The sequence below is a fragment of the Ktedonobacter sp. SOSP1-52 genome (genome assembly GCF_016587395.1).
The window spans coordinates 459144-480275 of sequence record NZ_BNJH01000002.1 but is presented as its reverse complement, the minus strand read 5'-3'; the positions used below and the strand labels follow the sequence as shown (position 1 = coordinate 480275).

At 54.8% G+C, this 21132-nt stretch carries 21 protein-coding genes and 1 tRNA gene; 16 read left to right on the top strand and 6 right to left on the bottom strand.

Annotated elements, in window-relative coordinates; translation table 11 throughout:
• Nucleotides 1-20 precede the first annotated feature (20 nt).
• Both JMJ16_RS17790 and JMJ16_RS17785 read left to right on the top strand, forming a co-directional pair.
• Complete coding sequence (locus JMJ16_RS17790) at nt 21-1262, top strand: LarC family nickel insertion protein (RefSeq protein WP_201383620.1); 1242 nt, start codon at nt 21-23, stop codon at nt 1260-1262.
• A 68-nt stretch (nt 1263-1330) separates the two neighbouring features.
• Nucleotides 1331-1888 (top strand): DUF1992 domain-containing protein, encoded by a 558-nt coding sequence (locus tag JMJ16_RS17785; protein WP_201383618.1) that lies wholly within the window; start codon nt 1331-1333, stop codon nt 1886-1888.
• Between the two features lie 148 nt (nt 1889-2036).
• Here JMJ16_RS17785 and JMJ16_RS17780 read toward each other — a convergent pair whose 3' ends face one another.
• On the bottom strand, nt 2037-2327 hold the full coding sequence (locus tag JMJ16_RS17780) for a hypothetical protein (protein WP_201383616.1): 291 nt from the start codon (nt 2325-2327) through the stop codon (nt 2037-2039).
• 74 nt (nt 2328-2401) lie between these two features.
• Complete coding sequence (locus tag JMJ16_RS17775) at nt 2402-2680, bottom strand: hypothetical protein (RefSeq protein ID WP_201383613.1); 279 nt, start codon at nt 2678-2680, stop codon at nt 2402-2404.
• A 258-nt stretch (nt 2681-2938) separates the two neighbouring features.
• Here JMJ16_RS17775 and JMJ16_RS17770 point away from each other — a divergent pair, with 258 nt between their 5' ends.
• Genes JMJ16_RS17770 through JMJ16_RS17750 form a run of 5 tightly spaced genes read left to right on the top strand, consistent with a single transcriptional unit; the run spans nt 2939 to nt 6017 of the window.
• Nucleotides 2939-3508 (top strand): helix-turn-helix domain-containing protein, encoded by a 570-nt coding sequence (locus JMJ16_RS17770; RefSeq protein ID WP_201383611.1) that lies wholly within the window; start codon nt 2939-2941, stop codon nt 3506-3508.
• Nucleotides 3509-3567: 59 nt separating this feature from the next.
• Nucleotides 3568-4110, top strand: a complete 543-nt coding sequence (locus JMJ16_RS17765) for a hypothetical protein (RefSeq protein ID WP_201383609.1) — start codon at nt 3568-3570, stop codon at nt 4108-4110.
• Nucleotides 4008-4595 carry a hypothetical protein gene (locus tag JMJ16_RS17760; protein ID WP_201383608.1) on the top strand — a complete coding sequence of 196 codons (588 nt, stop codon included), beginning with the start codon at nt 4008-4010 and terminating at the stop codon, nt 4593-4595. Before JMJ16_RS17765 ends, JMJ16_RS17760 begins: the two co-directional genes overlap by 103 nt.
• A complete protein-coding gene (locus JMJ16_RS17755; RefSeq protein WP_201377911.1) occupies nt 4592-5260 on the top strand; it encodes a transposase in 669 nt (222 codons plus the stop codon). Before JMJ16_RS17760 ends, JMJ16_RS17755 begins: the two co-directional genes overlap by 4 nt.
• A 22-nt stretch (nt 5261-5282) precedes the next feature.
• Nucleotides 5283-6017: a transposase gene (locus JMJ16_RS17750; protein ID WP_236601078.1), complete on the top strand. Its 735-nt coding sequence runs from the start codon at nt 5283-5285 to the stop codon at nt 6015-6017.
• An 811-nt stretch (nt 6018-6828) separates the two neighbouring features.
• On the opposite strand, the gene JMJ16_RS17745 is transcribed toward JMJ16_RS17750, so the two are convergent.
• The gene (locus JMJ16_RS17745) at nt 6829-7203 is read right to left on the bottom strand and encodes a hypothetical protein (protein WP_201383607.1); all 375 of its coding nucleotides are present in this window, start codon (nt 7201-7203) and stop codon (nt 6829-6831) included.
• A gap of 185 nt (nt 7204-7388) precedes the next feature.
• On the opposite strand from JMJ16_RS17745, the gene JMJ16_RS17740 reads away from it, so the two are divergent.
• From JMJ16_RS17740 to JMJ16_RS17730, 3 genes are all read left to right on the top strand, one after another.
• Nucleotides 7389-8414, top strand: a complete 1026-nt coding sequence (locus JMJ16_RS17740; RefSeq protein ID WP_201383606.1) for a type I restriction endonuclease — start codon at nt 7389-7391, stop codon at nt 8412-8414.
• A gap of 496 nt (nt 8415-8910) precedes the next feature.
• Complete coding sequence (locus tag JMJ16_RS17735) at nt 8911-9327, top strand: hypothetical protein (protein ID WP_201383605.1); 417 nt, start codon at nt 8911-8913, stop codon at nt 9325-9327.
• Nucleotides 9317-9679, top strand: coding sequence for a hypothetical protein (locus JMJ16_RS17730; protein ID WP_201383604.1), 363 nt, complete (start codon nt 9317-9319; stop codon nt 9677-9679). Before JMJ16_RS17735 ends, JMJ16_RS17730 begins: the two co-directional genes overlap by 11 nt.
• A gap of 20 nt (nt 9680-9699) precedes the next feature.
• Here the strand turns inward: JMJ16_RS17730 and JMJ16_RS17725 are convergent.
• Together JMJ16_RS17725 and JMJ16_RS17720 are read right to left on the bottom strand one after the other, a co-directional pair.
• Nucleotides 9700-9771, bottom strand: a tRNA-Thr gene (locus tag JMJ16_RS17725).
• A 56-nt stretch (nt 9772-9827) separates the two neighbouring features.
• The gene (locus JMJ16_RS17720; RefSeq protein WP_201383603.1) at nt 9828-10148 is read right to left on the bottom strand and encodes a hypothetical protein; all 321 of its coding nucleotides are present in this window, start codon (nt 10146-10148) and stop codon (nt 9828-9830) included.
• Nucleotides 10149-10162: 14 nt separating this feature from the next.
• Between JMJ16_RS17720 and JMJ16_RS17715 the strand changes: the two genes are divergently transcribed.
• The 6 genes from JMJ16_RS17715 to JMJ16_RS17690 all read left to right on the top strand — a co-directional run bounded on the left by JMJ16_RS17715 (nt 10163) and on the right by JMJ16_RS17690 (nt 20348).
• The gene (locus JMJ16_RS17715; RefSeq protein ID WP_201383602.1) at nt 10163-11521 is read left to right on the top strand and encodes an AAA family ATPase; all 1359 of its coding nucleotides are present in this window, start codon (nt 10163-10165) and stop codon (nt 11519-11521) included.
• Between the two features lie 152 nt (nt 11522-11673).
• Nucleotides 11674-12273, top strand: coding sequence for an XTP/dITP diphosphatase (locus JMJ16_RS17710; protein WP_201383601.1), 600 nt, complete (start codon nt 11674-11676; stop codon nt 12271-12273).
• Between the two features lie 123 nt (nt 12274-12396).
• Nucleotides 12397-15432 carry an exonuclease domain-containing protein gene (locus JMJ16_RS17705; RefSeq protein WP_201383600.1) on the top strand — a complete coding sequence of 1012 codons (3036 nt, stop codon included), beginning with the start codon at nt 12397-12399 and terminating at the stop codon, nt 15430-15432.
• Nucleotides 15433-15566: 134 nt separating this feature from the next.
• Complete coding sequence (locus tag JMJ16_RS17700; protein WP_201383598.1) at nt 15567-17693, top strand: molybdopterin-dependent oxidoreductase; 2127 nt, start codon at nt 15567-15569, stop codon at nt 17691-17693.
• 177 nt (nt 17694-17870) lie between these two features.
• Nucleotides 17871-19832, top strand: a complete 1962-nt coding sequence (locus JMJ16_RS17695; protein WP_201383596.1) for an ATP-binding protein — start codon at nt 17871-17873, stop codon at nt 19830-19832.
• 165 nt (nt 19833-19997) lie between these two features.
• Complete coding sequence (locus JMJ16_RS17690; protein ID WP_201377059.1) at nt 19998-20348, top strand: hypothetical protein; 351 nt, start codon at nt 19998-20000, stop codon at nt 20346-20348.
• A gap of 9 nt (nt 20349-20357) precedes the next feature.
• On the opposite strand, the gene JMJ16_RS17685 is transcribed toward JMJ16_RS17690, so the two are convergent.
• A complete protein-coding gene (locus JMJ16_RS17685; protein WP_201383594.1) occupies nt 20358-21116 on the bottom strand; it encodes a PspA/IM30 family protein in 759 nt (252 codons plus the stop codon).
• Nucleotides 21117-21132: the final 16 nt, after the last annotated feature.

Genomic DNA, 21132 nt, shown 5'->3' with positions numbered 1-21132 from the left:
AGCACTTTGAGGTCTCTTCTATGCAAAACCGGGTTGTGTATCTTGATTGCTATGATGGCATTACCGCCCCTTTGTTGCTTGGGGCGCTCTTTGATATCGGGCTTGACATTGAGGCTCTCAAAAAAGCCATGACCGCGCTCCCGTTGCCGGATCACACCATTACCTCACAGAAGCAGTACACCCCAGTAAGAGGCAGCAGTGCCACGCTTACCCTCACTACGTCAGAGACGCTCTCTCCCTGGAAACTGGCTGAAACTCCTGTACTGCTCCCACCTGGGACGCTCAAAGAGCCTGTGCGCCAACCGGTACTGGCTATGGTCCAGCACCTTGCTCAGGCTACCAGCAAGCTACGAAACCTTCCTATTGAGGATGTCACCTTACCCGATATTACTCCTCTGCTCTGGCTTATCGCCTTGGTGCTGGGGCTTGATATGCTCAACCTGGATGAAATCTATGCCTCTCCGCTTCCCATGTCCGCTGGTTCTCGCCAGGGATCACGCGGCCAGGAACCTGCGCTGTTTCCTGAAGTCCTGGAGATGCTAATTCATGCCGAGGCCATCTGGTATAACACTGTTGGTGACGAACATGTATCCCTGGAAGCGGCTGCTTTCATGTCCGAAATGAGCAGCTTTGAGCCAGTTAATATCCATGTAACACAAGCCGGCTATGGGTGTTCTTCAGAAAGGAGCGGCAATGTCGCCCGCTCATTGCGTCTCTGCCTTGGCAATCTATTTTTTGCACCCGAGAGGATCTCTCTGCCTTCTCCTGTTCAAACCACTCTAGAGCAGGCCGAGGTCGAGACCGATTGGGTGACCGTGCTCGAAACTAACATCGATAATATGAGCGGTGAGCTGCTGGGCGGCCTGCTCGATCACCTGCTAGAGCTGGGTGCACTCGATGTGAGTTACACTCCCATGCAGATGAAGAAGAATCGACCCGCTACGCTCATTCGCGTCATCGCCCCGCCCGAACTCGGCGAACAGCTTGCCATGAGCCTCCTGCGTGAGACCACCACCCTCGGAGTGCGCTTCCAGCATATGCAGCGTCTCAAGGCCCGGCGCGAGCCGCGCACCATCCAGACCAGCTTTGGCCCCATGCTTATAAAGGTCAAATACCTTGGCGAGCAGCTCATCAGTGCCTCTCCCGAATACGAGGAATGCGCCCGCGTCGCTCGCGAGCGCAACATCCCGCTCGCCGACGTCTATGAGGTTGCACGCAGTGAGGTACAAACGCTTATAATAGGTAATAAGAAAAAAGCATGAATGGAAAAGACTCCATTGCGAAATGGAACCTCAACAAGAACTAAAGTAAGAAGAGGTGAGGTACTTCTATGGATTTTGTTGATTGGCGCAAAGTGCCCGATAGAGAAAAGAAGCAGGCCGAGCAGCTTCGAGGCAACAGCGGTCGTCTCGGGGGCCGCATGTATCGCGACTACATCGAAGAGATGATCCACGAAGCGCAGCAGCGCGGCGAATTTGATAACCTTCCAGGTGTGGGGAAGCCTCTCAATCTCGATGACAACCCCTATGCTGGAGACAAAAATCTGGCCTATCGCCTGCTCAAAAATAACAACGAGCTGCCGCCCGAAGTTGCTCTCGTCCAGGAGATTGAGAAGCAGCGTGAGCAACTGGCGAAAAAGCTTGAACCTATCACCAACCGCTATCGCGAACTACGGGCACGCCGTCTCCCGCCCAGCCGCCAGGAAAAACGTATCTTCAACGAAAGCCGGGCAAAGGTAGCCGCTGACTACGAGGAGGCCCTGCGCAAACTCAACAAGCGCATCCTCACACTCAATATCAGCGTTCCCACCGCCATGCACCAGCCCCTCATCCAGGTCGAGAAACTCCTCAACGAGTTCAATACCACCTGCCCACCTTTCGACCTCTAATTAATGAATTAGCTGGATAACGGGACGGACGCGAAATCGCTCACATATCTTGTTCGATAAAAACCGCGCTACTGACGTATGCGCCTACGCGTCTGGGGCAATATATAGGCAACCAGCGTAGGCGCGTACGTCAGTAGCGCATCTCCCCTCATTCCTGCGGCGCGCCACGGTAGGCCCTGCCAATCCAGAGGCAAAGAAGTACAATGAGACCCAGCCCGCAGAACCATTGTAGCAAGCCACTCCAGGGAAGCCACGCGAACAGCACCAGGCTTCCTTGAAAAAGCAGGAGTGCCAGCGCGAGAAGAGCAATAGCGCGTGCTCCGTTATCCGTCTTCACCAGTTGCCAGGAACGCTGAAAGCCCTTGCCGCGTGCCGCTATGGCAAGCACAAGTACATAGACCATAAAAAGCACGATTATTATCCCCGGTAGTGGCTTCATTTTTGCATTTTCTCCAGCCTGCGAGCAGGGTGTGATTGGTCGATAGCAATGACTATTTGCTTGAATAGAGTCTATTAGTGAGAAAGCTTTGTCGCAGTATATTGCGCCAGCTCCGCCGTGGTGTTGGCGCTATTCAGATCATGTTGATGCACGAACTGGTTTTGCTGGTCGCGTTCCTCCAGTGGCATTTTTCTACGTCTCAATTTGATCAAGAAGAGGATTAGCAAGCCAAGAGCGGGTACAAGCAAGGCACAGATAAGCGCTGCATTCCCGTTGCCAATTGGGATCATGCTGCCAACAATGGCGCCAACGAGGAGTCCCAACAAAATAACCGCAGCTTCAATATACTTCATATACCCTCCAGAGCCTATTTGCGATCGCTCACATTCATTATCTTCTGCATACTTACTACAACGCAGAACGCCAGCAAATAACAAATAAAACCATTGATGGCGCTTATGATTCCTTTGCTCTTTGCACTTCAAGGCGTTTATCTCGAACAAAGAGATACCAACAGAGAATGATAGGGACTACTAGTGGGTCAACTCGCAATTGAGCACCAGGAGGGAAGCGGAGGTGATAGAATAGGAGGAGAAGGAAGGAACACGTCAATGGCTCACTTCCAAAAACATCCCCTGCGTGCTTTCAGCAAACAAGAAGAGCAAGAGTTGCAGCGCATCGTCAAGGCCAGCAGTGAACGGATAGACGTGGCACGGCGAGCCAAAGCGCTGCTGGCAGTAGCGGCCTCGCAGTCTTTTCCGCAGGCAGCATTGGTGGCAGGCTTTAGAGAGGCACGCAGTGTGCGCGAGTTGGTCGAGCGCTTCAATGAGCACGGTCTGGCAGCGCTTTCGATTGCTGCTGGCCGTGGGCGCAAGCCGACCTACACGAGCGCGCAGCAGGCGCGTATTCTGCAAGAAGTACAGAGGACCCCAGATCGCCAGATCGATCAGACTGCTACCTGGTCACTCTCCTTACTACGCAAGGCACTACAAGCCTCGGATCTGCCTCACATCGCCAACGAAACCATTCGTCAGGTGCTGCATGGGTCAGGCTACAGCTATCAGCGAACACGCACTTGGTGCCGCACCGGCTACGCGCTGCGCAAACGCAAAGGCGGCACGGTGACGACCTATGACGAGCAAACACTGGAAAAAAACCGTAGGGGCAGAGATGCCGACTGAGCCCATGTGGTACACTCTCCACCAGGAAAGGATCTCAGAAACAGCCAGGAGAGAAACGCATGAAACCTGCGCGGACATTTTCCCAGGTCAGCCGACGTTTTTACCGTCCCGAAGTGACACACTGTGCCGACTGCCAGAAGCGACTCCGGCGGGCCGTCACCTTGTCGGAACGCACGGTGGTCACGTTGCAGGAGGTGATCAAACTGGTGCATGCGGGCTACCGCTGTTCCGATGCGCAGTGTGTGGGCCATCAGCGGACGTATCGCAGTGCGCGAGCGGATGCGCTGGCCCTGCCCCACTTCACGTATGGGGTGGATGTGGTGCTGTTGGTGGGGCGGCTGCGATTGGTCGAGCACCAAACCGTCGACGAGATCCATCGCGAGTTACTGGCCCGGTTGGCCCCGTTGGGAGTCAAGATCGCGCGCCGAGAAGTGCTCTACCTGTTTGATGCGTACTGCACGTTGCTGCGGGCAGCGAGTGCGGCCAACGAGGACCAGGAGTGGTTGGCCCAAGTCGAGAAGAACGGGGCATCATTGTTGCCATCGACGGCATTCAGCCTGACAAAGGGAACGAGACAGTGTACCTGGTCCGCGATGCGCTGACTGGGCGGGTCCTGGTGGCCGAGAATGTGCTCTCCTCGGAGACTGCCGTCATGAAAGCACTCTTGACTCCGGTGGTTGAGCTGGGGGTGAAGGTGCTGGGCACGATCAGCGATGCCCAGGAAAGTGAGCTGCTGGCACTCCAGGAGCTCTGGCCGGAGGTCCCTCATCAGGTGTGTCAGTTCCATGCGCTGCGCGATGCCTCCAAGACCGCCTTTGAAGCAGACAAAGCGGCGAAAACGGCGATCCGCAAACGCTTACAGCCGAAGGTTCGTGCGGTGCGCAAACAGATCAAGAAGGCCCTCGTGACCGCCTCGCCTCAGGAGGCCGAGCAGCTCCGCGTGCTGGATGCGTACGCCACTGGGATCTTGACCGCGCTCAATATCGACGGCGTGCAGCCGCTGACTTTTGCGACGGTCGAGGCAAGCCAGATGCTGGAGGAGATCGAAGCCAGTCTCCAGCACTTGCTCAAAAAGGGGGCGCCGTGAGTCGGCGGTGTGAACAGAAGCTCACCCGTCTGCAGGCAATTGTGACAGAACGGGCAACCTGGGCAGAGCACCTGAGACAGGTCAAGCGGATGTATGGCTGGCTCTGTGAGGTCGAAGCGATCCTGGTGAAAGAAGCGGCACGCACGCTCGCAGAACCCGTGAGCAATGAGAGCGTGGGACGACGCCTGGACGCGTGGCGCGAGCAGATGGTCCAACTTCTGGAAACGTCCCCCCTCTCGGAGTTGGAACAGGAGAGCCTACGGGAGCTGCTGCAGGTGCTTTCGAATCTGCGCCCGTACCTGGTGCAGTGTTATGAGCGGGAGGACTTTCCGCGCACCAACAATGACATGGAGCGCAGCATTCGCGCGCTCAAAACGCAGTATCGCCGGGTGAGCGGGCGCAAGAATTGGAATGCGTATCTGTTGCGCTATGGGCGCTGCGTGGCCTATGCGCCCTGGTGGGAGCAAGATGAGACCCACCGCCACCACTTGCAGCGCCAGATTGCTCAGCTTGACCGGGGCCGGTGGAGAGAACTGCGCCAGCAGACGACCCGTGCCCAGCAGGAGCAGCTCACGCGGTTTCGTTTCCGTCACAAGCGTTCTTCCGTGCTGGCCTCGCTCGAATCACGCTGGACCGAGGCTACTCAGTCGGTATCTCTGCCCTGACGGAAAAAAAAGACTGATCGAGTTGGCGTGCGAGCACGCGGAAGCTGCCGGGATCGTGCAACTCAATGAAGATGAAGCTGGACCGTATCAGGCCATCCCACAGCCGGGTTCCTCGTGGCAACCAGAGGGCCATCCCCTGTTGCACCCCCACGAGTACGAGCGCGGGGGCACCGCCAAACTGCTCACCCTCTTTCGTCCGACCACGGGTCTCTTGCGCGCCAAAGGTGTCGTCTCGGCAACCAATGCCGTCTTGCATCCCTGGCTGAAAGAGCAACTCTCGGAGGTGTTGGACGAATTGGAGAAAAAACAGCCAGCAGAGACCTTGCCGCCGGAAGCAGAGCGGGCGCACTATGCGCAGTGGAAAACGTGGTTGTGGCCACACGAGAACGATGAGGGGCTTCCTCCCTTACGTATCGTGCTCGTGTGGGACAATCTGGCTGGGCACCTGACTCCCGACCTCGTGGTATGGTTGTTTCATCATGGGGTGATGCCGCTCTACACCCCCGTTGGTGGCTCGTGGCTCAATATGGCAGAGTCGGTGCAACGCATCATTGTGCCGCGTGCTTTGGCTGGGCAACATCCCAAGAACCCCCAACAAGTCATCGACTGGTTGGAGCAAACCGTGGCCGGTTGGAACGTGAACCCGACGCCCTTTGTCTGGAATGGCAAGCGCAGGCGACGGCGCGAACGCGCGCGGACACGCCGTCTGGCCGGATCGAGCGCTGCAATGATTCGAGGGTATTCAATTGCAAGCTGACCCACTAGTGCACAAATCAAGGTGAGAGTGATCTCACTTATAAGTATCTCAAGTGATGATGCTTTAAGCCCAATAAGTGTATGGGTTAGAGGCTTATCAAACAAAATATCTACCCCTAGACCCATCAGGAAAAAGCCCATAAACCGCGAGCCATGTTCACCAAAGCGAAGGATGGCATGACGTCCGTTACTCCACTGTGGACCCTTGAGAAATTTTGAATACAAGTTATTGAATGTGGGAAGGAGAACCGTAAAAGTGCCTGTCAGTATCATCAGGATTTCATCCAGTGGTGAGCCGAAACTGTAGGGAGGGGCTAGGGGATCAAAGCCTGACCGCATAGAATTGTATATTCGTATGCCTGTAAGCAGTAACACCGGGCTAAAAATAAATCCCAGTAGGAATGCCAGCCCGATAATGCGCGCCACAAGGCGCTGCTCCGGAGCAGATTGCATTTGTCTATGTCTTTGGGTTTCCATCGAAACCTCCTTGTTTTCTTTGCACCAGGGTCTTCACTTGACCCTAATAAGGATAATTCACACAAGTAAAAGCCTCAAACATTCAACACTTTGTACAGGTGTTATTTTCGACGCTTTCGATCAAGATAGTTGCAGAAAAATACTGCGCTGATAATGAAATCGAGGATGCTGCCACGTATAGGATTAGAACTTATATATGTTTGCGGTGAAGATGTTAATCACATTGATAAGTCCAAAGATGAGGAATAGGAAGGTCAAAAAGAGATACCATTTGGAAGACTTTGCCATAGAAATTACCTCATATGATGGGTTTGATGTGACTTTGAATACCAGGCTTATCTCTTTGAATCTGGAGATTGTTCTTCTTTTTTTTCCTTCTCGATAAGGCTTTTGCAGTATAGCGCTAATGATCCACCGCCTATCAATGCGATTGAGACACCGATCATAGCGATGAGTACTCTCAAGCCTTTGGAAGAGGGAGACAGATGTTCTATGTCTGTAACACTTACCGTGGCAATAGGGATAAAGAAAAGGAAACTTCCAATAGCAACTATGAGTACTATAAGGATCGCAATGGCTGACGGGCGTTTGTACCAAATCCAGCGTTTTCCTTGACGTTGATAGGATTTGATTTCTAGAAAAGCCCCAATGCCTACAAGGACAAGAAAAAGAGAAAAGTAAAAGAGGAGATTTGTGATGATTAACTGCATAAATAAGCTGCCTTCCGCAAATGTGACTGACTGATGAGCATCGCTCAGGATACTTTACCTCTTATTCTGCTTATTAAGCCGCGAAGGCATGAAAACAGATCACTCAGAACAAACAGCGAGCCAAAAGAGATAAAGAATAGCCAAGCTATCCCAGGATCAAGGCGGGCATCCTGTGGATTATTCGGATGATATTTCACGGTTACTGTTTCACCCTCAAACCGTTTATATCAGCCTTGGGCTATGATGTCTTCGATCCAGAGGAGGTAGTACCGGAATTCATTGCTGATGTTGGTATTAAAAAAGGTGAAAAAGTCGATTATGCTATCAAACAAGATGAAAAAATAATCATGCTTTTTGAGTGCAAATGTTGCAATAGCAACCTCGATGAATGCCATGCCTCACAGCTGTATCGGTATTTTTCTGTCACTGAAGCACGCATAGCTGTGTTGACTGATGGCATTACCTACAGGTTCTATACCGATATTGAGCAACCAAACAAGATGGACCCCAAGCCATTTATGGAATTCAACATGCTGGATATTCAGGAATCTCTGGTGGTCGAGCTGAAGCGCTTAACAAAACAGGCCTTCAATCTCGATGCTATTCTTACGGTTGCGAGTGAACTTAAATATACGCGAGAAATCAAACACATTCTCAATGATCAGCTAAATACTCCCTCAGAAGATTTCATCCGTTTCTTAGCAAGCCAGGTTTATTCTGGTAAGTTAACTGCTACGGTGAGAGAACAGTTTACGAGTATCACGAAAAGGGCTTTTGCTCAATTTATCAACGAACGTATTACTGAACGCTTGCGTTCTGCTATGGAGCCGCCTGGTCCACTTACAGAAGTGAAAAGCGATACTGATAGCCTTGATACCAATCAAAGTATTGCAATCATTCCTGACAAAGAAAGCAGAATAATCACTACTGAAGAAGAACTCCAGGCGTATTATATCGTCAAAGCAATTACCTGTGCTGTACTTGATGCTGAGCGCATTGTTTACCGTGATACGCAGAGCTATTTCGGTGTATTATGTGACGATAACAATCGGAAACCTATTTGCCGTTTGCACTTCAATGGCAAGCAGAAGTTTATTGGTATCATTGATGCCGGTAAAAATGAGGAAAAGGTATCAATCAACAATCTTAATGAGATCTATAAATTAGCTGATCGGCTTAAGGCAACCGCGGGAGCATATGCCAAGCAATAAAGCTCTTTAAGGGCTCTTGTTGCTACAATTGTTTACCTGGCTTCAGAATAGGACAATGCCTCGAATGGCTTCAGTATCCATTCGAGGCTGGTATACTAGATGGCAAAAGCGGTCAAGATATGCATGGATATGAGAGGGCAAGATTATGAAGCTTGACCACTGGCAGACGATGAAGCTTTCCTTTGAGCAGATAAGAGATGGTATGCAGCGGTGGGTGGCACTCGGCAATTTCATAAATAACTGGTATGCCTACCATGCTGAGACTTGCCTGACCCAAAGATGAAGAAACGCCCTTTTATGCATCTTATAAAAGGGCGTTTCTTAAAGGGAAAAATAGGTAAATTGTTCTATTTTGTGAATAATTTGTAACCGTTTTTCTATTGTTTTAGAACATTTTCTGTAATATAATCCTTTGTAACATCTGAATATTGTGATATTCATATTTAACCTGTATAGCAAAAATGGATGTAATTTGTAGTGTTAATGGGGGTGGAATATGGCTTTTGGGAGCGATGAGGAACGCAAGGCTTACTATCGTGCATATAACAAAATCTGGTATCAGAAACACAAGAAGAAAATAGCTGAGGATCGTAAACGTAGTAGAATTAAGCTAAATGAATGGTATAGACAATACAAATCGACTCTTTGTTGTATTCGCTGTGGTGAAAGTCATCCGGCTTGCCTCCATTTTCACCATCGCAATCCAGCCGAAAAAGAATTTGCGATACAAGATATTATTCGCAGATCTTATATATCAGCGGAACGCCTGGAAAAAGAAATCGCGAAATGCGATGTGCTTTGTGGGAACTGCCATGCTATTCTTCACTGGAATGAAAGCCACGATTTTGATGATTGGCGAGAATTTTACGCGAGGGGCAAAGAGGGTGGAAAGGGGACGACCGATGCCACATAAAGACCCGGAGAAGCGTGCGCAATATTCAAAAGAGTACGGCAAACAATGGTACCCAAAACATAAAGATGAAGTTATAGCCAGGAGGAAGAAAAAGCAACAAGAAATAACTAAATGGTTTCGAGAATGTAAGAGTACCTTTCAGTGTATGCGTTGTGGCATCAGCCATCCTGCCGTACTGCAATTTCATCATCGAGACCGATCAAGCAAGAACTTTAATATTGCGAGGAGGGCTATAAATCCAACCAGCCAGAAAAAGCTTGCTGAGGAGATTGCGAAATGTGATGTGCTCTGTGTGAACTGCCATGCCAAACTGCACTGGGAGGAAAAACACGGGGGGAAAGAGGCGGAATGAAGTTTATGGGCATAAAAAAGAGCCGATGGTCGGATTTGAACCGACGACCGATCGCTTACGAAGCGATTGCTCTACCCCTGAGCTACATCGGCTTGGATGAGGTTTCTTGCGTTGCCTCATCTCTTTGACGGTTATGATTATAACTGCCTCACGCCTCCCTTGTCAAGCACTTTTTTGCTGGAATTTGGCGATGGTCAAAAATTCCTGCGCCTCGGCTTTTATCTGCCCACGCGGAGGCCGGGCGGAAGGTGGCTGCTGTCACTGCTCTAATCGACTTCTTCGATGCATTGTCTCTCCCCTTGACAAGCACGGCCTGTGTTGGTTTAAGCTTTATGTACATGTTGTGAATTATATGTGTTTTGATTTCTTCCATGTGCGGAAAAATGTGGTGGTGGTGCTCCTCGCTTTGACGCCCTGGGCGTTCCGTTGTCTGCGTAATCCTTCTCCTGTTGTCTTGCTCAAGATTCATAAAGGAGATGCTCTATGTCTGCTACCTCTCCGTCGAATCAGCTCTTTGCTCGCCCCGTGATGCCCTTTACTTCCTTCTCCGATCTGGCTGCTCCCTCTTTTCTGCCGCAGCCGTGGGTGATTCAGAATCTGTTGCCTGTGGGTCTGACGCTGCTTAGTGGTGATCCTCGCTGTGGGAAGACCTCGCTGGCGCAGCAGTTGATGCTTGACATCGCGACCGGTACGACGCCCTTTGGGACGCAAGACGCCGCGCTCGATGATGCCTCGCAGCATCTGCGGCCCAGGCGGGGGAGCATTTTCTACCTCTCTCTGACCAGTTCGACGCCCCATTTGCATGAGATTCGCTCTCGCATCTATGCCTCGCGCCCAGATATACCCGCGCTGAGCAACTTGTTTGTGACCAATGCTTTTAAGCCGCTGACACCTGGCGAGGGACTGCAAGAGCTTTGTGACTGGATTCACTGCTATGCCGATTCGTGTCTACTGGTGATCGATGATCTCGCCTCGTTGCGCTCGCTCTTCCCTGGCAATGATCGGGAACTGCTGGCCTTGTTGCGGCGCCTGGCGGAGGAGTACCAGATCAGTATTCTCTTGCTGCACTCCTGCAAGCGCTCTTCGCCTCTGGCCGCGCAGGTCAATCATCAGCTGCATCTTAAGCGCCTTCCTGTCTCGACGTTCTACACGCTTGAGGTCCATGGTAATCGGCTCTTGCCTACCTCGTACCTTTTGTATTGCCCGGCTGATCGGCTCTCCTTTCGCCTAGCAAGCCTGGAGGAAGAGCGGGCGCTGGATACGTTGAGCGCTCATAAGACGCTGACACGCGAGCGCTTGGGCCTCCTGCGCCTCTTCGATGAGTATGGCTCGATCCTGACGCCACGGCAGGTCGCCGCTCTTCTCCAGCTCGACTATGACTGTGCGCGCCAGCTCTTGAGCAAGATGGTGAAGGCTAATCTCTTGACGGCACCGGCGCGTGGCCACTATGCCATTCACTCCTTTATTAAGCCGCTTGTGCCCTCTCTTCTTGCACACCATCCCTTCCTCCCCAAATTCGATATCGCTCACATTCCCGCCGATGAAGAGGCGAAAGTAGAAGCGGTACCCGCTACCATAGAGCCAGCCGCGCAAGAGGAGAAGCTGGATGCGGAGCCGACCGCTGAAATCGCGACCGCTCACGCTGCATCTGATACAACTGCTTCGACTTCCGGCGAGTCTGTCAGTCACCCTGGCCATCAGGAGCCTGAAACGCCAATCGCTCACAATCAGCCTTCGCCTCAGTGGCAGGCTTCAGGCTTGAACGGAAATATCCCTGGCAGTCCCGGCTACCTCCCTGGTTATCAGGTGAACGCTTCACAAATGCCGCCACCCGCCATCTAATCTGACCTCGCTGACGTTCATAGGCCTCTACGGTTGACTGCGCCTTTACAACTTAATTGCCCTGGCGTCTGGTGTTTTGTGCTCGACAAGCATTGGCTCTTATGATAAGATGGGACGCGATATTCATTTTTGATCTAGCTGGGAGTTCTGCTATGCGTGCCCTACTGGTGGCTACCACCAATCGTCATAAGCTAGACGAATACCGTGCGATCTTCTCAGATCTACCCTTTCAACTCCTGTCCCTCAAGGATATCCAATTGGATCTGGATGTAGAGGAGACGGGAACGACTTTCGCCGAGAACGCGACACTCAAAGCCCTGGCCTACGCTCAAGCCTCCAATATGCTGGTCCTCGCCGATGACTCTGGCCTGGAGATTGATGCGCTCAATGGCGAACCAGGCGTGTATTCGGCGCGCTTCGCGGGCGAGCAGACCTCGTATGCGGAACGCTTCCGCATTATCCTGGAGCGCCTGCGCGATGTGCCGACTGCGCAGCGTACGGCGCGCTTCCGCTGTGTTATTGCCCTGGCTGAGCCATCTGGCCTCTTGCGCCTGGCCGAGGGGACAATGGAGGGTTTGATCGCGGATGTCCCTCGTGGCGAGCATGGCTTTGGCTACGATCCCATTTTCCTGGTTCCAGATCTGCACAAAACAAATGCCGAGCTTTCGGCTGAGCAGAAAAACGCGCTTAGCCATCGTGGAGTGGCCGCCCGCCAGGCGCGCCACCTTCTTGCAACCTGGCCCCAGGCGTGATGGGATGTGATAGACGTGATTTAAATAAAGACCCTCGCATGCGTACTGCAATTCGCCACCAGCGTGGCCCGGCGGAGGTAATTGGTTCGAATAGACGAGAGATATATGAGGAACTGCTAAATTATGGCGAAGAAGTCTGCCATCCGTATCGCGTTAGACCTGGAGACAACGGGCCTGCATGCTGAGCAAGATGCCATTCTTGAAGTGGCCGCGATCAAGTTCCAGGGGAGTGAAGTCCTGGATACTTTTGAGACCTTTATTTCACCAGGGCGTTCGATCCCCTATCGCGTGCAGCGCCTGACTGGTATTAAGCCAGAGCTGCTTGTGGGTGCCCCTCCGTTTGACGCCATCTCTCGCCAACTGCATACCTTCCTTGGCGACTATCCAATTGTCGGCCATAGCATTCCCTTTGATGTGGGCTTCCTGCGGCGCTGGGGCCTGGCGCGCTCCAATCCCATGGTCGATACCTTTGAACTGGCGACCGTGCTGCTGCCCTCCCTCTCGAGCTATAACCTGGGCCAGGTCGCGCACTCACTGGGTATCCAGGTTCCCAGTGACCGCCATCGTGCTATGGTCGATACCGTTCTGGCGATGCAGGTCTTCCTCTCGCTCTATGAGCGCCTGCAAACCGTGGATCTGGCGCTCTTGCAGGACCTGGCTCATCTGGATGGCCCGCGCTCCTGGCCGCTGCTCCACTTCTTCCGTCATGAGCTACGTCTGCGCCAGGAGCATGATGGCGCGTCTAATTTGAGCCGGGGCATCCTGGGTGATCGCTTCGCCGCGCAACTTGGTATGGATCCTCGCGTCCTCTCCTTCGCCATCGCGCGCAAAGACGATGCGCCTCCTCCCGCGCCAACCGCTCTTCCCGTTGCCACGACCGCTCACATTCAAGAGGCCGAGATATCGGCTGAGGCACCCTTTGGAACGCCGGTAGCTCACGAGGCGGTATATGAGGCCTTTGAGCAGCGGAAGCCGCTTGTGGTTGAGGTGACGATTGGTGATAACGATTATACGCCTGTCCTGCTCTCCGCTCTGCGCTGGCTCAATGAGCCCGAGGGAGAGACGACCATGCCGCGCCGGCTGGTAATTGCCTGCGCGAACCAGCAGGGGGCGCGGCGCCTGGTGTCCAAGACTCTGCCCACGCTGCAAAATCGCTTAGAGAGCCAGCTCTCCGTGGCCTACCTGGCTGAGCGAGGTGGCTATCTGTGTGCCCATCGCTGGTTTGGCGCGGCCCTCCGGCGCACCAGCGGCGAGCTGACCGCTGAGCAGGCGCGTGGGCTGGCAAAGCTCGGCCTCTGGGCGCAACAGACGCTCACGGGCGAGCGCGGCGAGCTGACGCTGCTGCCCCAGGAGTCTGCCGCCTGGGAGCGTATTTCGTCCGGTGTGGAGCGGCTCCCCTCGGCGGACCCGCGCGCTGGCTCGATTTACCAGCGCTGTACCTATCGCCGTAAGGGCCTCTGCTTTGTGAGCCTTGCTGAGGAGCGCGTCAAAAATGCCCGCATCGTGGTGACCACACATGCCGGTCTTTTTGACGACCTCTCCTCTTCGCACTCGCTCCTCTCCGGGATTGAGCAACGTGTTGTCCTGGATAGCGATCTTCTGGATGAGGAGAATGCGCGCTGGAGCGGCGCCGAATTTCGCCAGGAGCACCTGCTGAACCTGCTCAATACGATTGGCGCCGAGCTTCCTACTGGTCGCTATCAGGGGTTGCTGGCTCTGGCCGCGCCCTCGTTGCGCGAAAATGGTCCTGGTGGTATCTCTTCCACGCCCACGGTCGCCAAAGCCGAGCTTGACCAGCGGATGCTGAGCTGGTTCCAGACGCTGCGCCAGGCACGTGCCGCCGTCGAGCAGCTCTTTAAGAGCTTCCAGGCTTTGATTGAGGATGCCGCGCACCAGGGCAATGGGAAAGGGAAGGGCGAGGGCACGGGACGCTCAGCAGGCTCTCGGAGTCATGAACGCCTGGATCAGCCTCTGCGTTTGACCTCTCAGTCGTGCCAGATTGGAGCCTGGAACGAGGTTGAGCAGACCTGGAAGCAGGCCGCGCATCGCTTGCAGTCCGTGATTGATCTCGCGCGCCAGGCCGAGAAAATCATTCTCGCGCCCCAGAAGAACGCGCATAAGGAAAAAGGGAGCGGCGAGGATAGCTCGCTGGCCTCTGAGTTGGCCGCAGCCGCGCACCAGTTGCTGGAGCAGAAACGCCTGGCTGAGCAGGCTCTCTCCCTGGGCGAGAGCGAGTCTGTCTACTGGCTGCGTATGCCGCCGACGCCGGTCTCGCATGCTGGGCATCAGCGCCCAGGTCAGGGGCCTCAGACCCTGGGCGAACCCTTGCCTCCCATCTTGCATACTCAACTAGTACAGACCTCAGCGTTGTTGCGGCGCTTGTTGTTGCGCGAGCAGCGTGGCACGATTTTCGCGGGAACCGCACTCTCGGTCGATGGTTCCTTCGCTTTTACACAGGGGCACCTGGGCCTGGAGAGTGAGCAGAGCCTAACCCTCTCGATTGAGCGGCCTCATCATGAGCAGACGCTGCTCTACCTCATGGATGACGTGCCTGAACCCAATGTGCCGCAGTACCAGCGCCACCTGGATGAGACCATCGTGCAGATGGCGAGCGCCCTGGAGGGCCAAACGGTCGTGCTCTTTACCTCGCATGCCGCCTTGCGTAGCTCGTATACTGCCATTAAGCCCATGCTAGAGGCTCGTGGCATCCTGGTCCTAGGGCAGGGCATCGATGGCTCGCCGCGTAACCTCTGGCAGATCTATCGCGAGCAAGAGCATGTGGTCCTGCTGGGAACGGGCAGCTTCTGGGACGCGGGCGACGATGTGACCATTTCGCCCACCTGCCTGATCGTCTCGCGCTTGCCGATGCCGGTTCTGCATGACCCTCCAATCGCCGCGCGCGCCGAACTGATCTCCGATCAATTGCATAACCTGACTGTGCCCATGGCGGCCCTGCGCGTCAGGCGTGCCCTGAATAAAATCGCCTGGCATAATGATAAACGCAATGCTGTGATCATGTTTGATAAGCGGGTCGTCTCAAAAGAGTATGGCGCGATGGTCTTGCAGAGCCTGCCGCGCTGCTCCCAACGACGTGGCGGAGCCTCTCGCGCCGCCGAAAGCGTGCTCGATTGGCTGACCGACACTGGCTCGTGGGAATAAGCTGGTTAGAAAAAACGTTGCTGTGAACGAGGGAACGACGTCATGGGGGAGGACGCTGCTAAAGCACGCGTCGGTCAAACTTGCAGGCCATGCCGCGTCTATTGGTGAGCATCAGGAAAGGATATATCAACGTTATGGCTTTAGATACTACTGCCCCGGTTGAGGCGCCGCGCAAGCTGCGTGTTGTATATGGTTCGTGCCCGCATGATTGCCCTGACTGCTGTGCCCTGGAGACGCAGGTCGATGAGAATGGGCGGGCCGTAAGCGTGCGTGGGCGCGCCGATCATCCGATTACGCGTGGCTGGCTTTGCGCCAAGGTCAATCGCTACCTGGAGCGCGTCTATCATCCCGAGCGTTTGCTCTATCCCCTGCGCCGCGTCGGGCCCAAGGGCAGCGGCAAGTTTGAACGTATCTCCTGGGACGAGGCTATTTCTGAGATTACCAGCCGCTGGAAGCAGATTATTGCCGAGCATGGTGGCCAGTCTATTTTGCCATATAGCTATGCGGGTACCCTGGGAACTGTCCAGGGCGGAGTCACCGATGAGCGCCTCTGGAACCGCCTGGGTGCCTCTGGCCTGGAGCGCGCCATCTGTGGGCATGCCGCTGAAGAGGGCGTGCAATTGGTGGTTGGTGGGCGCCTGGCCCCCTCGCCCGAGGTCCTGGTCGAGAGCAAGCTGATCCTTATCTGGGGCAGTAATCCCGCCAGTACCGCGCCTCACATCATGCCTTTCCTGCGCCAGGCGCAGAAGAATGGCGCCCAGGTGATTGTGATCGATCCCATTCGCACTCTCACGGCACGCTCGGCGGACCAGCATATTCAGCCCTATCCGGGGACCGATGCCGCCCTGGCTCTGGCGATGATGTATGTCATGGTTCACGAGGGCCTGCACGATCAGCAGTGGCTCGATGCGCATACCGTGGGCTGGGAGCAGTTCCTTGAGCGCATCAATGAGTGGACTCCAGCGCGGGCCGCCCGCGTGACCGGCCTGGCGGAAGAGCTAATCGTGGACCTGGCGCGCCGCTACGCCACGACGAAGCCCGCCATGCTGCGCCTGACCGATGGCATTAACCGCCACACCAATGGTGGGCAGACCGTGCGTACCCTGACCTGTCTCCCTGCTGTGGCTGGACACTATGGCGAGCGCGCTGGCGGTCTGATGTATAGCACCAGCGATTGGCTCAAGTGGGACAAGCAGGCGAGGGGACACGCGCATGAGACCAGTTGTCCCCCCGAGCCGCGTGTGCTGAATATGAATCGCCTGGGCGCGATCCTCACGGGTGAAGCCGATCCCCCCGTGTACTCGCTCTTCGTCTATAATGCCAATCCCGTGGCGTCGACGCCTAACGTAGGCAAAATTGTTGAGGGCCTGATGCGCGATGACCTCTTTACGGTCGTACATGAGCTCTTCGAGACCGATACCGCGCGCTATGCCGATATTATCCTGCCCGCGACCAGCCAGCTTGAGCAGCGCGACCTGCATAAGCCTTATGGTCACCTGACGCTTCAGTATAATGAGCCGGCGATTGAGCCGCTGGGCGAGGCACGTAGCAATTGGGATGTCATGCGCGCCCTGGCGAAAGGCATGGGATATGACGAACCCTGGCTCCAGGCCGACGTAGACGAGATTATTGAAGAGCTGCTGGAGGCTTCGCGTCCCCAGAACACCAGCTTACAAGGCATTACCCTGGAGCGCCTGAAGGCGGAGGGCGCGATCCCCTTGACGCTCTCCGAGGAGGAGCAGGTGCCATTTGCCGATGGTGTTTTCCGCACCCCGTCCGGGAAGGTTGAGTTCTACTCGGAGCAGGCCCTTGCCAAAGGTTATGATCCTCTGCCGGGCTGGGTCCCCGAGATGGAGTCGCATGTCCAGGAGCACGAGATTGTGCCAGTGGATGAGCGCCTGCCCCTGCTCTGCCCGGCAGCGCACCACTTCCTTAGCTCGTCGTTCGGCAATGTCGGGGTACTCAAGGAGAAAGAGCGCTTCCCACGCCTCTGGATTCACCCCGTGGACGCGCAGAAGCGGGGCATTCGTAGCGGTCAGCTTGTGCGTGTCAGCAATGAGCGTGGCTGGTGCCGGCTGATCGCGGATGTCTCTGAGGAAGTGCGCGAGGGCGTCCTGGCTACGACGACCGTCTGGTGGCCTATGTTTAGTCCCGACCAGCGCAACGTGAACTGGACGACCTCTGATCGCCTCGCCGATTTTAATGGTGGTAGTACCTTCTATACCAATCTAGTACTGGTAGAGCCGTCTGTCGAGCCATAGGCCGATTTCTGTATGTTATAATCCATTGGGGAAGCTATTTTAGCTCAATACAAAAAATGCGCTTGGAAGCTATCACGCAAGGTGGCTTCCAGGCCGGTCCCTACCGCAGGCAGTGGGTTTTCGCGTTTTCCTGCAGAGTCATAAATTGGGCGCCTATGGAGGATGAGTCCAGGCATTATGCATATGCACGTACAGGGAGATCTTGCTAACGTCTATCGCGCTGTTCTGCGTTCCATCTCTGAGATCTGGACCTCGCTTCAGCAGAATCCAGATGTAGATGGGCTGCTTCAGCAAATCGCGGATGCAACCTGCCAGGCTCTGGGCTTTCGCTATAGCGCGCTCTATTTAGAGGACGAGCATCACAATTTTTATGTATGTGCCACCTCGTCGAGTGTTCCTGCTGAACATACTGCCTATCTACGCCAGCATCCCATGCCCGCGTACGTCGCCTCCCTTCTCACTCAGCCCGCTCTTCGGTGCCGCAACTCCTATTTTATTCCTGGCGAGGCCGATGTCTGGCAAGATGAAAGTGTGGCCGCGCATTTTGTCATCGTGCAGGAGGGGGAGCCTGTGATGACGACGCTGAGCTATGAAGAACGGGGTGTAGGAGAGGATATGTCGCAATGGCGACCCAATGATCTCTTGCTGGTTCCCCTGCGCAAAGGGGATGGCAGCATCATCGGTTTTCTGACGCCTGATTCTCCCCTCGATGGGCTGCGTCCCTCGCCCGAGACAGTAGACGTGCTAGAGGTCTTCGCCAGCCAGGCCACGGGCGTAATTGAATGGGCGCATCTCTATGAAGAGGCCCAGCGTAGTAGCCAGGAACGGGCGGCCTTGATCGAGATTGGGCGTGCGCTCTCAGTTCCTGAGGCCCTGCGCGATCTCAGTACGGTCTACCAGGTGCTCTATGCGCAATTATGCCGTGTAATGCCAGTGGATGGTTTTTTTGTCACGCGCTGCGATTTCGCTAGAGATAAAATGTATGCCGATTACATCATCGATGAGGATATATCCTATCCCTCTCCCGAGCCCCAGTCCCCCATTTCACCCTGGATAGGCTATATGCTTACAGAGCACCTGACCTATTGCTTCTTAACCGCTCAGGAGCATGAAGATTTTGTGCTACAACATACCGATCGCACTAAGGTTATTCTGTTTGGGAGTAAGCGCCGCAGTGAGTCACTGATCTTTGTCCCTGTCCACTATGGGGATGAGGCAATAGGTATGCTCTCGGTGCAGTCCTATCAACCCCATGTTTATACCCAGCGTCATGTGCAGATGATCAAGGAGATCGCTGTCCAGGCGGGAATCGCCATGATGAACGCTCGTCGCTATAGCGAACTGGGGCAGGCCATGCGCCAGGCCCAGGAGTCCGAGCAGCTGAAAAACCAGTTTCTGATGACGGCCTCCCATGAATTACGCACCCCGCTGACAGCCATTCAAGGCTATCTCGAGCTACTCAGCACGCACGGCGCCTACCTGGATGAGGAGCGCAAGCAGCGCTTTATTGGCAATGCGCGCCGGGCCTGTGATGAGCTGGTCCTCCTGTTGGGCAATGTCATGGATACCAGTCGTATTGACCAGGAGTGGGTCTCGGTCAAACGTGATATCGTCGCTATCTCGCCCGCGGTGGCGCAGATCCTGGAGATCCTCGATCCCACCATTACCCGTGAGCAGCGCCATATCGAGCTTGACCTGGCGGATGACCTCTCCGTCTGGGCGGATGACCTGCGCCTGCGCCAGGTATTGATGAACCTGGTGGGTAACGCGCTGAAATATACGCCACCTGCCACGCAGATCGCTATTGGCGCGCAGCGCCTCTCCTGCAACGAGATACTTCGGCGTATTAAGGAGGCCCAACCTGGAGGCGTAAATATGTTGACGGGGGAACGCTTTGTGCTCATCTGGGTGCGTGACTGGGGGCCTGGCATCAGCCAGAAGGAGCAGGAGAAGCTCTTCGCCAAGTTCTCGCGCCTCTCAACTGAAGCCACGCAGGCGCAGCGAGGCGCAGGCTGGGGCCTCTACCTCTGTCGCAAACTCGTCGAGGCCATGAATGGCTCTATCTGGGTCGAAAGCCAGGGCATCCCTGGCGAAGGCAGCACCTTCCTCATCGCCCTCCCCGAGACCGAAGGGCAATAGTTTGTGTGTCTGTGGTGGTAGCTGATGGAGTCAGCTACCACCACAGACACACAAACTCTACAGCTGGGCGGAATAGGTAGGCCGCCGCCCATTATTTGACGCGCTTTGAGGTCTATGCTACCATATTCCTAGCTGACTTTAGAGTTTGCGGGAGGAGAATTCATCATGAACTTATATGAACAATTGCAAGTTGTTCATGAGCGGCTAGAGGGAATTGGCGCGCATGACGATAGCATGGACCTGGTGGAGAAGTTGTTAAAGCGTGCTGAGCCTACGAAGCATGAGAAAACCAGCGTGGCACAGGTTCAGGTAGTGCGTCACATGCTGCGTATGCCAGAGGTGATCGACAACTACAATATCTATAACGATTTGCAGGAACTGTTGAGCGAGCGTGAGGAGAGCGATATCGCAGCCCGTGAAGACGCCGCCCCGGCAGCCTATGTCGACACATCGCACCGTCCCAAACCCAAGTCGTTCTACAAGGCGCAGAAAGATAAAGCCAAGAAGAAGGGCTAGCCTCATCTATCATTCGGGAAAAGAGGTTGGCCCTTCAATTTGTTTTGGCTGCGTATATCGGCCGCCGAGTTGTAGCTGTTCCTTCATGGCCTGCAATTGAAGTTCTACGTTCTGTTGCATGTCGATACGCTGCAACTCGCGGTCAAGCGCATCTCCTGCTCCCAGAGAGCGCTGTTCCCCTATGACTCCTTGCTCAAGCAGCTCTTCGAGCGCGTTGGCCCGCGCCTGCATGGTGAGAATTTTCTCCTGGGCGCGCTGCATGGCGAGGTGAATCTCTCCCATCTCACCAGATATGCCCCCAAGCGATTCCCGCAGTTTTACCTGTGTCTGCGCGGCATGATACTGAACTTTAGCCATCTCCTTCTGGGTGCGGAAGACCTCGATCCGCGTGGCGACATCCTGTTCCATCTGGAGCAGGCGCTCCTCCTGCTCGCGTAGTTGGGCGATCTGGCGCTCATAGTTGTGTAGTTGCGGCACAAACAGCTCTTTGCGTTGCAGCGCCTGGCGTGCCAGGTCTTCGCGCCCCAGGCGCAGAGCCTGCCCTGCCTGACTGGTGAGCTTATCGACATTATTGAGAAGCAGCGTTTGTTGCAGCTCTAGCTGCTTGCGATTGGTCGCGATATCGGCAATGGCCCGGCGCAATTGTTGTATCTGCTCAACCTGTTTGGTATACGCATAATCCAGCACTGCCCCAGGCTCTTCCGCCTTCTCTAGCGCTGCCCTGGTGCGAATACGGAAGAGCAACGCGAGACGAGAGAATAGGCCCATAAATCTTCCTCCAGGT

What these genes read in the sequence shown, in the direction of transcription:
- JMJ16_RS17790 (WP_201383620.1), top strand. Translation starts at nt 21, where the DNA reads ATGCAAAACCGGGTTGTGTATCTTGATTGCTATGATGGCATTACCGCC.
- JMJ16_RS17785 (WP_201383618.1), top strand. Translation starts at nt 1,331, where the DNA reads ATGGATTTTGTTGATTGGCGCAAAGTGCCCGATAGAGAAAAGAAGCAG.
- JMJ16_RS17780 (WP_201383616.1), bottom strand. Translation starts at nt 2,327, where the DNA reads ATGAAGCCACTACCGGGGATAATAATCGTGCTTTTTATGGTCTATGTA.
- JMJ16_RS17775 (WP_201383613.1), bottom strand. Translation starts at nt 2,680, where the DNA reads ATGAAGTATATTGAAGCTGCGGTTATTTTGTTGGGACTCCTCGTTGGC.
- JMJ16_RS17770 (WP_201383611.1), top strand. Translation starts at nt 2,939, where the DNA reads ATGGCTCACTTCCAAAAACATCCCCTGCGTGCTTTCAGCAAACAAGAA.
- JMJ16_RS17765 (WP_201383609.1), top strand. Translation starts at nt 3,568, where the DNA reads ATGAAACCTGCGCGGACATTTTCCCAGGTCAGCCGACGTTTTTACCGT.
- JMJ16_RS17745 (WP_201383607.1), bottom strand. Translation starts at nt 7,203, where the DNA reads ATGCAGTTAATCATCACAAATCTCCTCTTTTACTTTTCTCTTTTTCTT.
- JMJ16_RS17740 (WP_201383606.1), top strand. Translation starts at nt 7,389, where the DNA reads ATGATATTTCACGGTTACTGTTTCACCCTCAAACCGTTTATATCAGCC.
- JMJ16_RS17735 (WP_201383605.1), top strand. Translation starts at nt 8,911, where the DNA reads ATGGCTTTTGGGAGCGATGAGGAACGCAAGGCTTACTATCGTGCATAT.
- JMJ16_RS17730 (WP_201383604.1), top strand. Translation starts at nt 9,317, where the DNA reads ATGCCACATAAAGACCCGGAGAAGCGTGCGCAATATTCAAAAGAGTAC.
- JMJ16_RS17720 (WP_201383603.1), bottom strand. Translation starts at nt 10,148, where the DNA reads ATGAATCTTGAGCAAGACAACAGGAGAAGGATTACGCAGACAACGGAA.
- JMJ16_RS17715 (WP_201383602.1), top strand. Translation starts at nt 10,163, where the DNA reads ATGTCTGCTACCTCTCCGTCGAATCAGCTCTTTGCTCGCCCCGTGATG.
- JMJ16_RS17710 (WP_201383601.1), top strand. Translation starts at nt 11,674, where the DNA reads ATGCGTGCCCTACTGGTGGCTACCACCAATCGTCATAAGCTAGACGAA.
- JMJ16_RS17705 (WP_201383600.1), top strand. Translation starts at nt 12,397, where the DNA reads ATGGCGAAGAAGTCTGCCATCCGTATCGCGTTAGACCTGGAGACAACG.
- JMJ16_RS17700 (WP_201383598.1), top strand. Translation starts at nt 15,567, where the DNA reads ATGGCTTTAGATACTACTGCCCCGGTTGAGGCGCCGCGCAAGCTGCGT.
- JMJ16_RS17695 (WP_201383596.1), top strand. Translation starts at nt 17,871, where the DNA reads ATGCATATGCACGTACAGGGAGATCTTGCTAACGTCTATCGCGCTGTT.
- JMJ16_RS17690 (WP_201377059.1), top strand. Translation starts at nt 19,998, where the DNA reads ATGAACTTATATGAACAATTGCAAGTTGTTCATGAGCGGCTAGAGGGA.
- JMJ16_RS17685 (WP_201383594.1), bottom strand. Translation starts at nt 21,116, where the DNA reads ATGGGCCTATTCTCTCGTCTCGCGTTGCTCTTCCGTATTCGCACCAGG.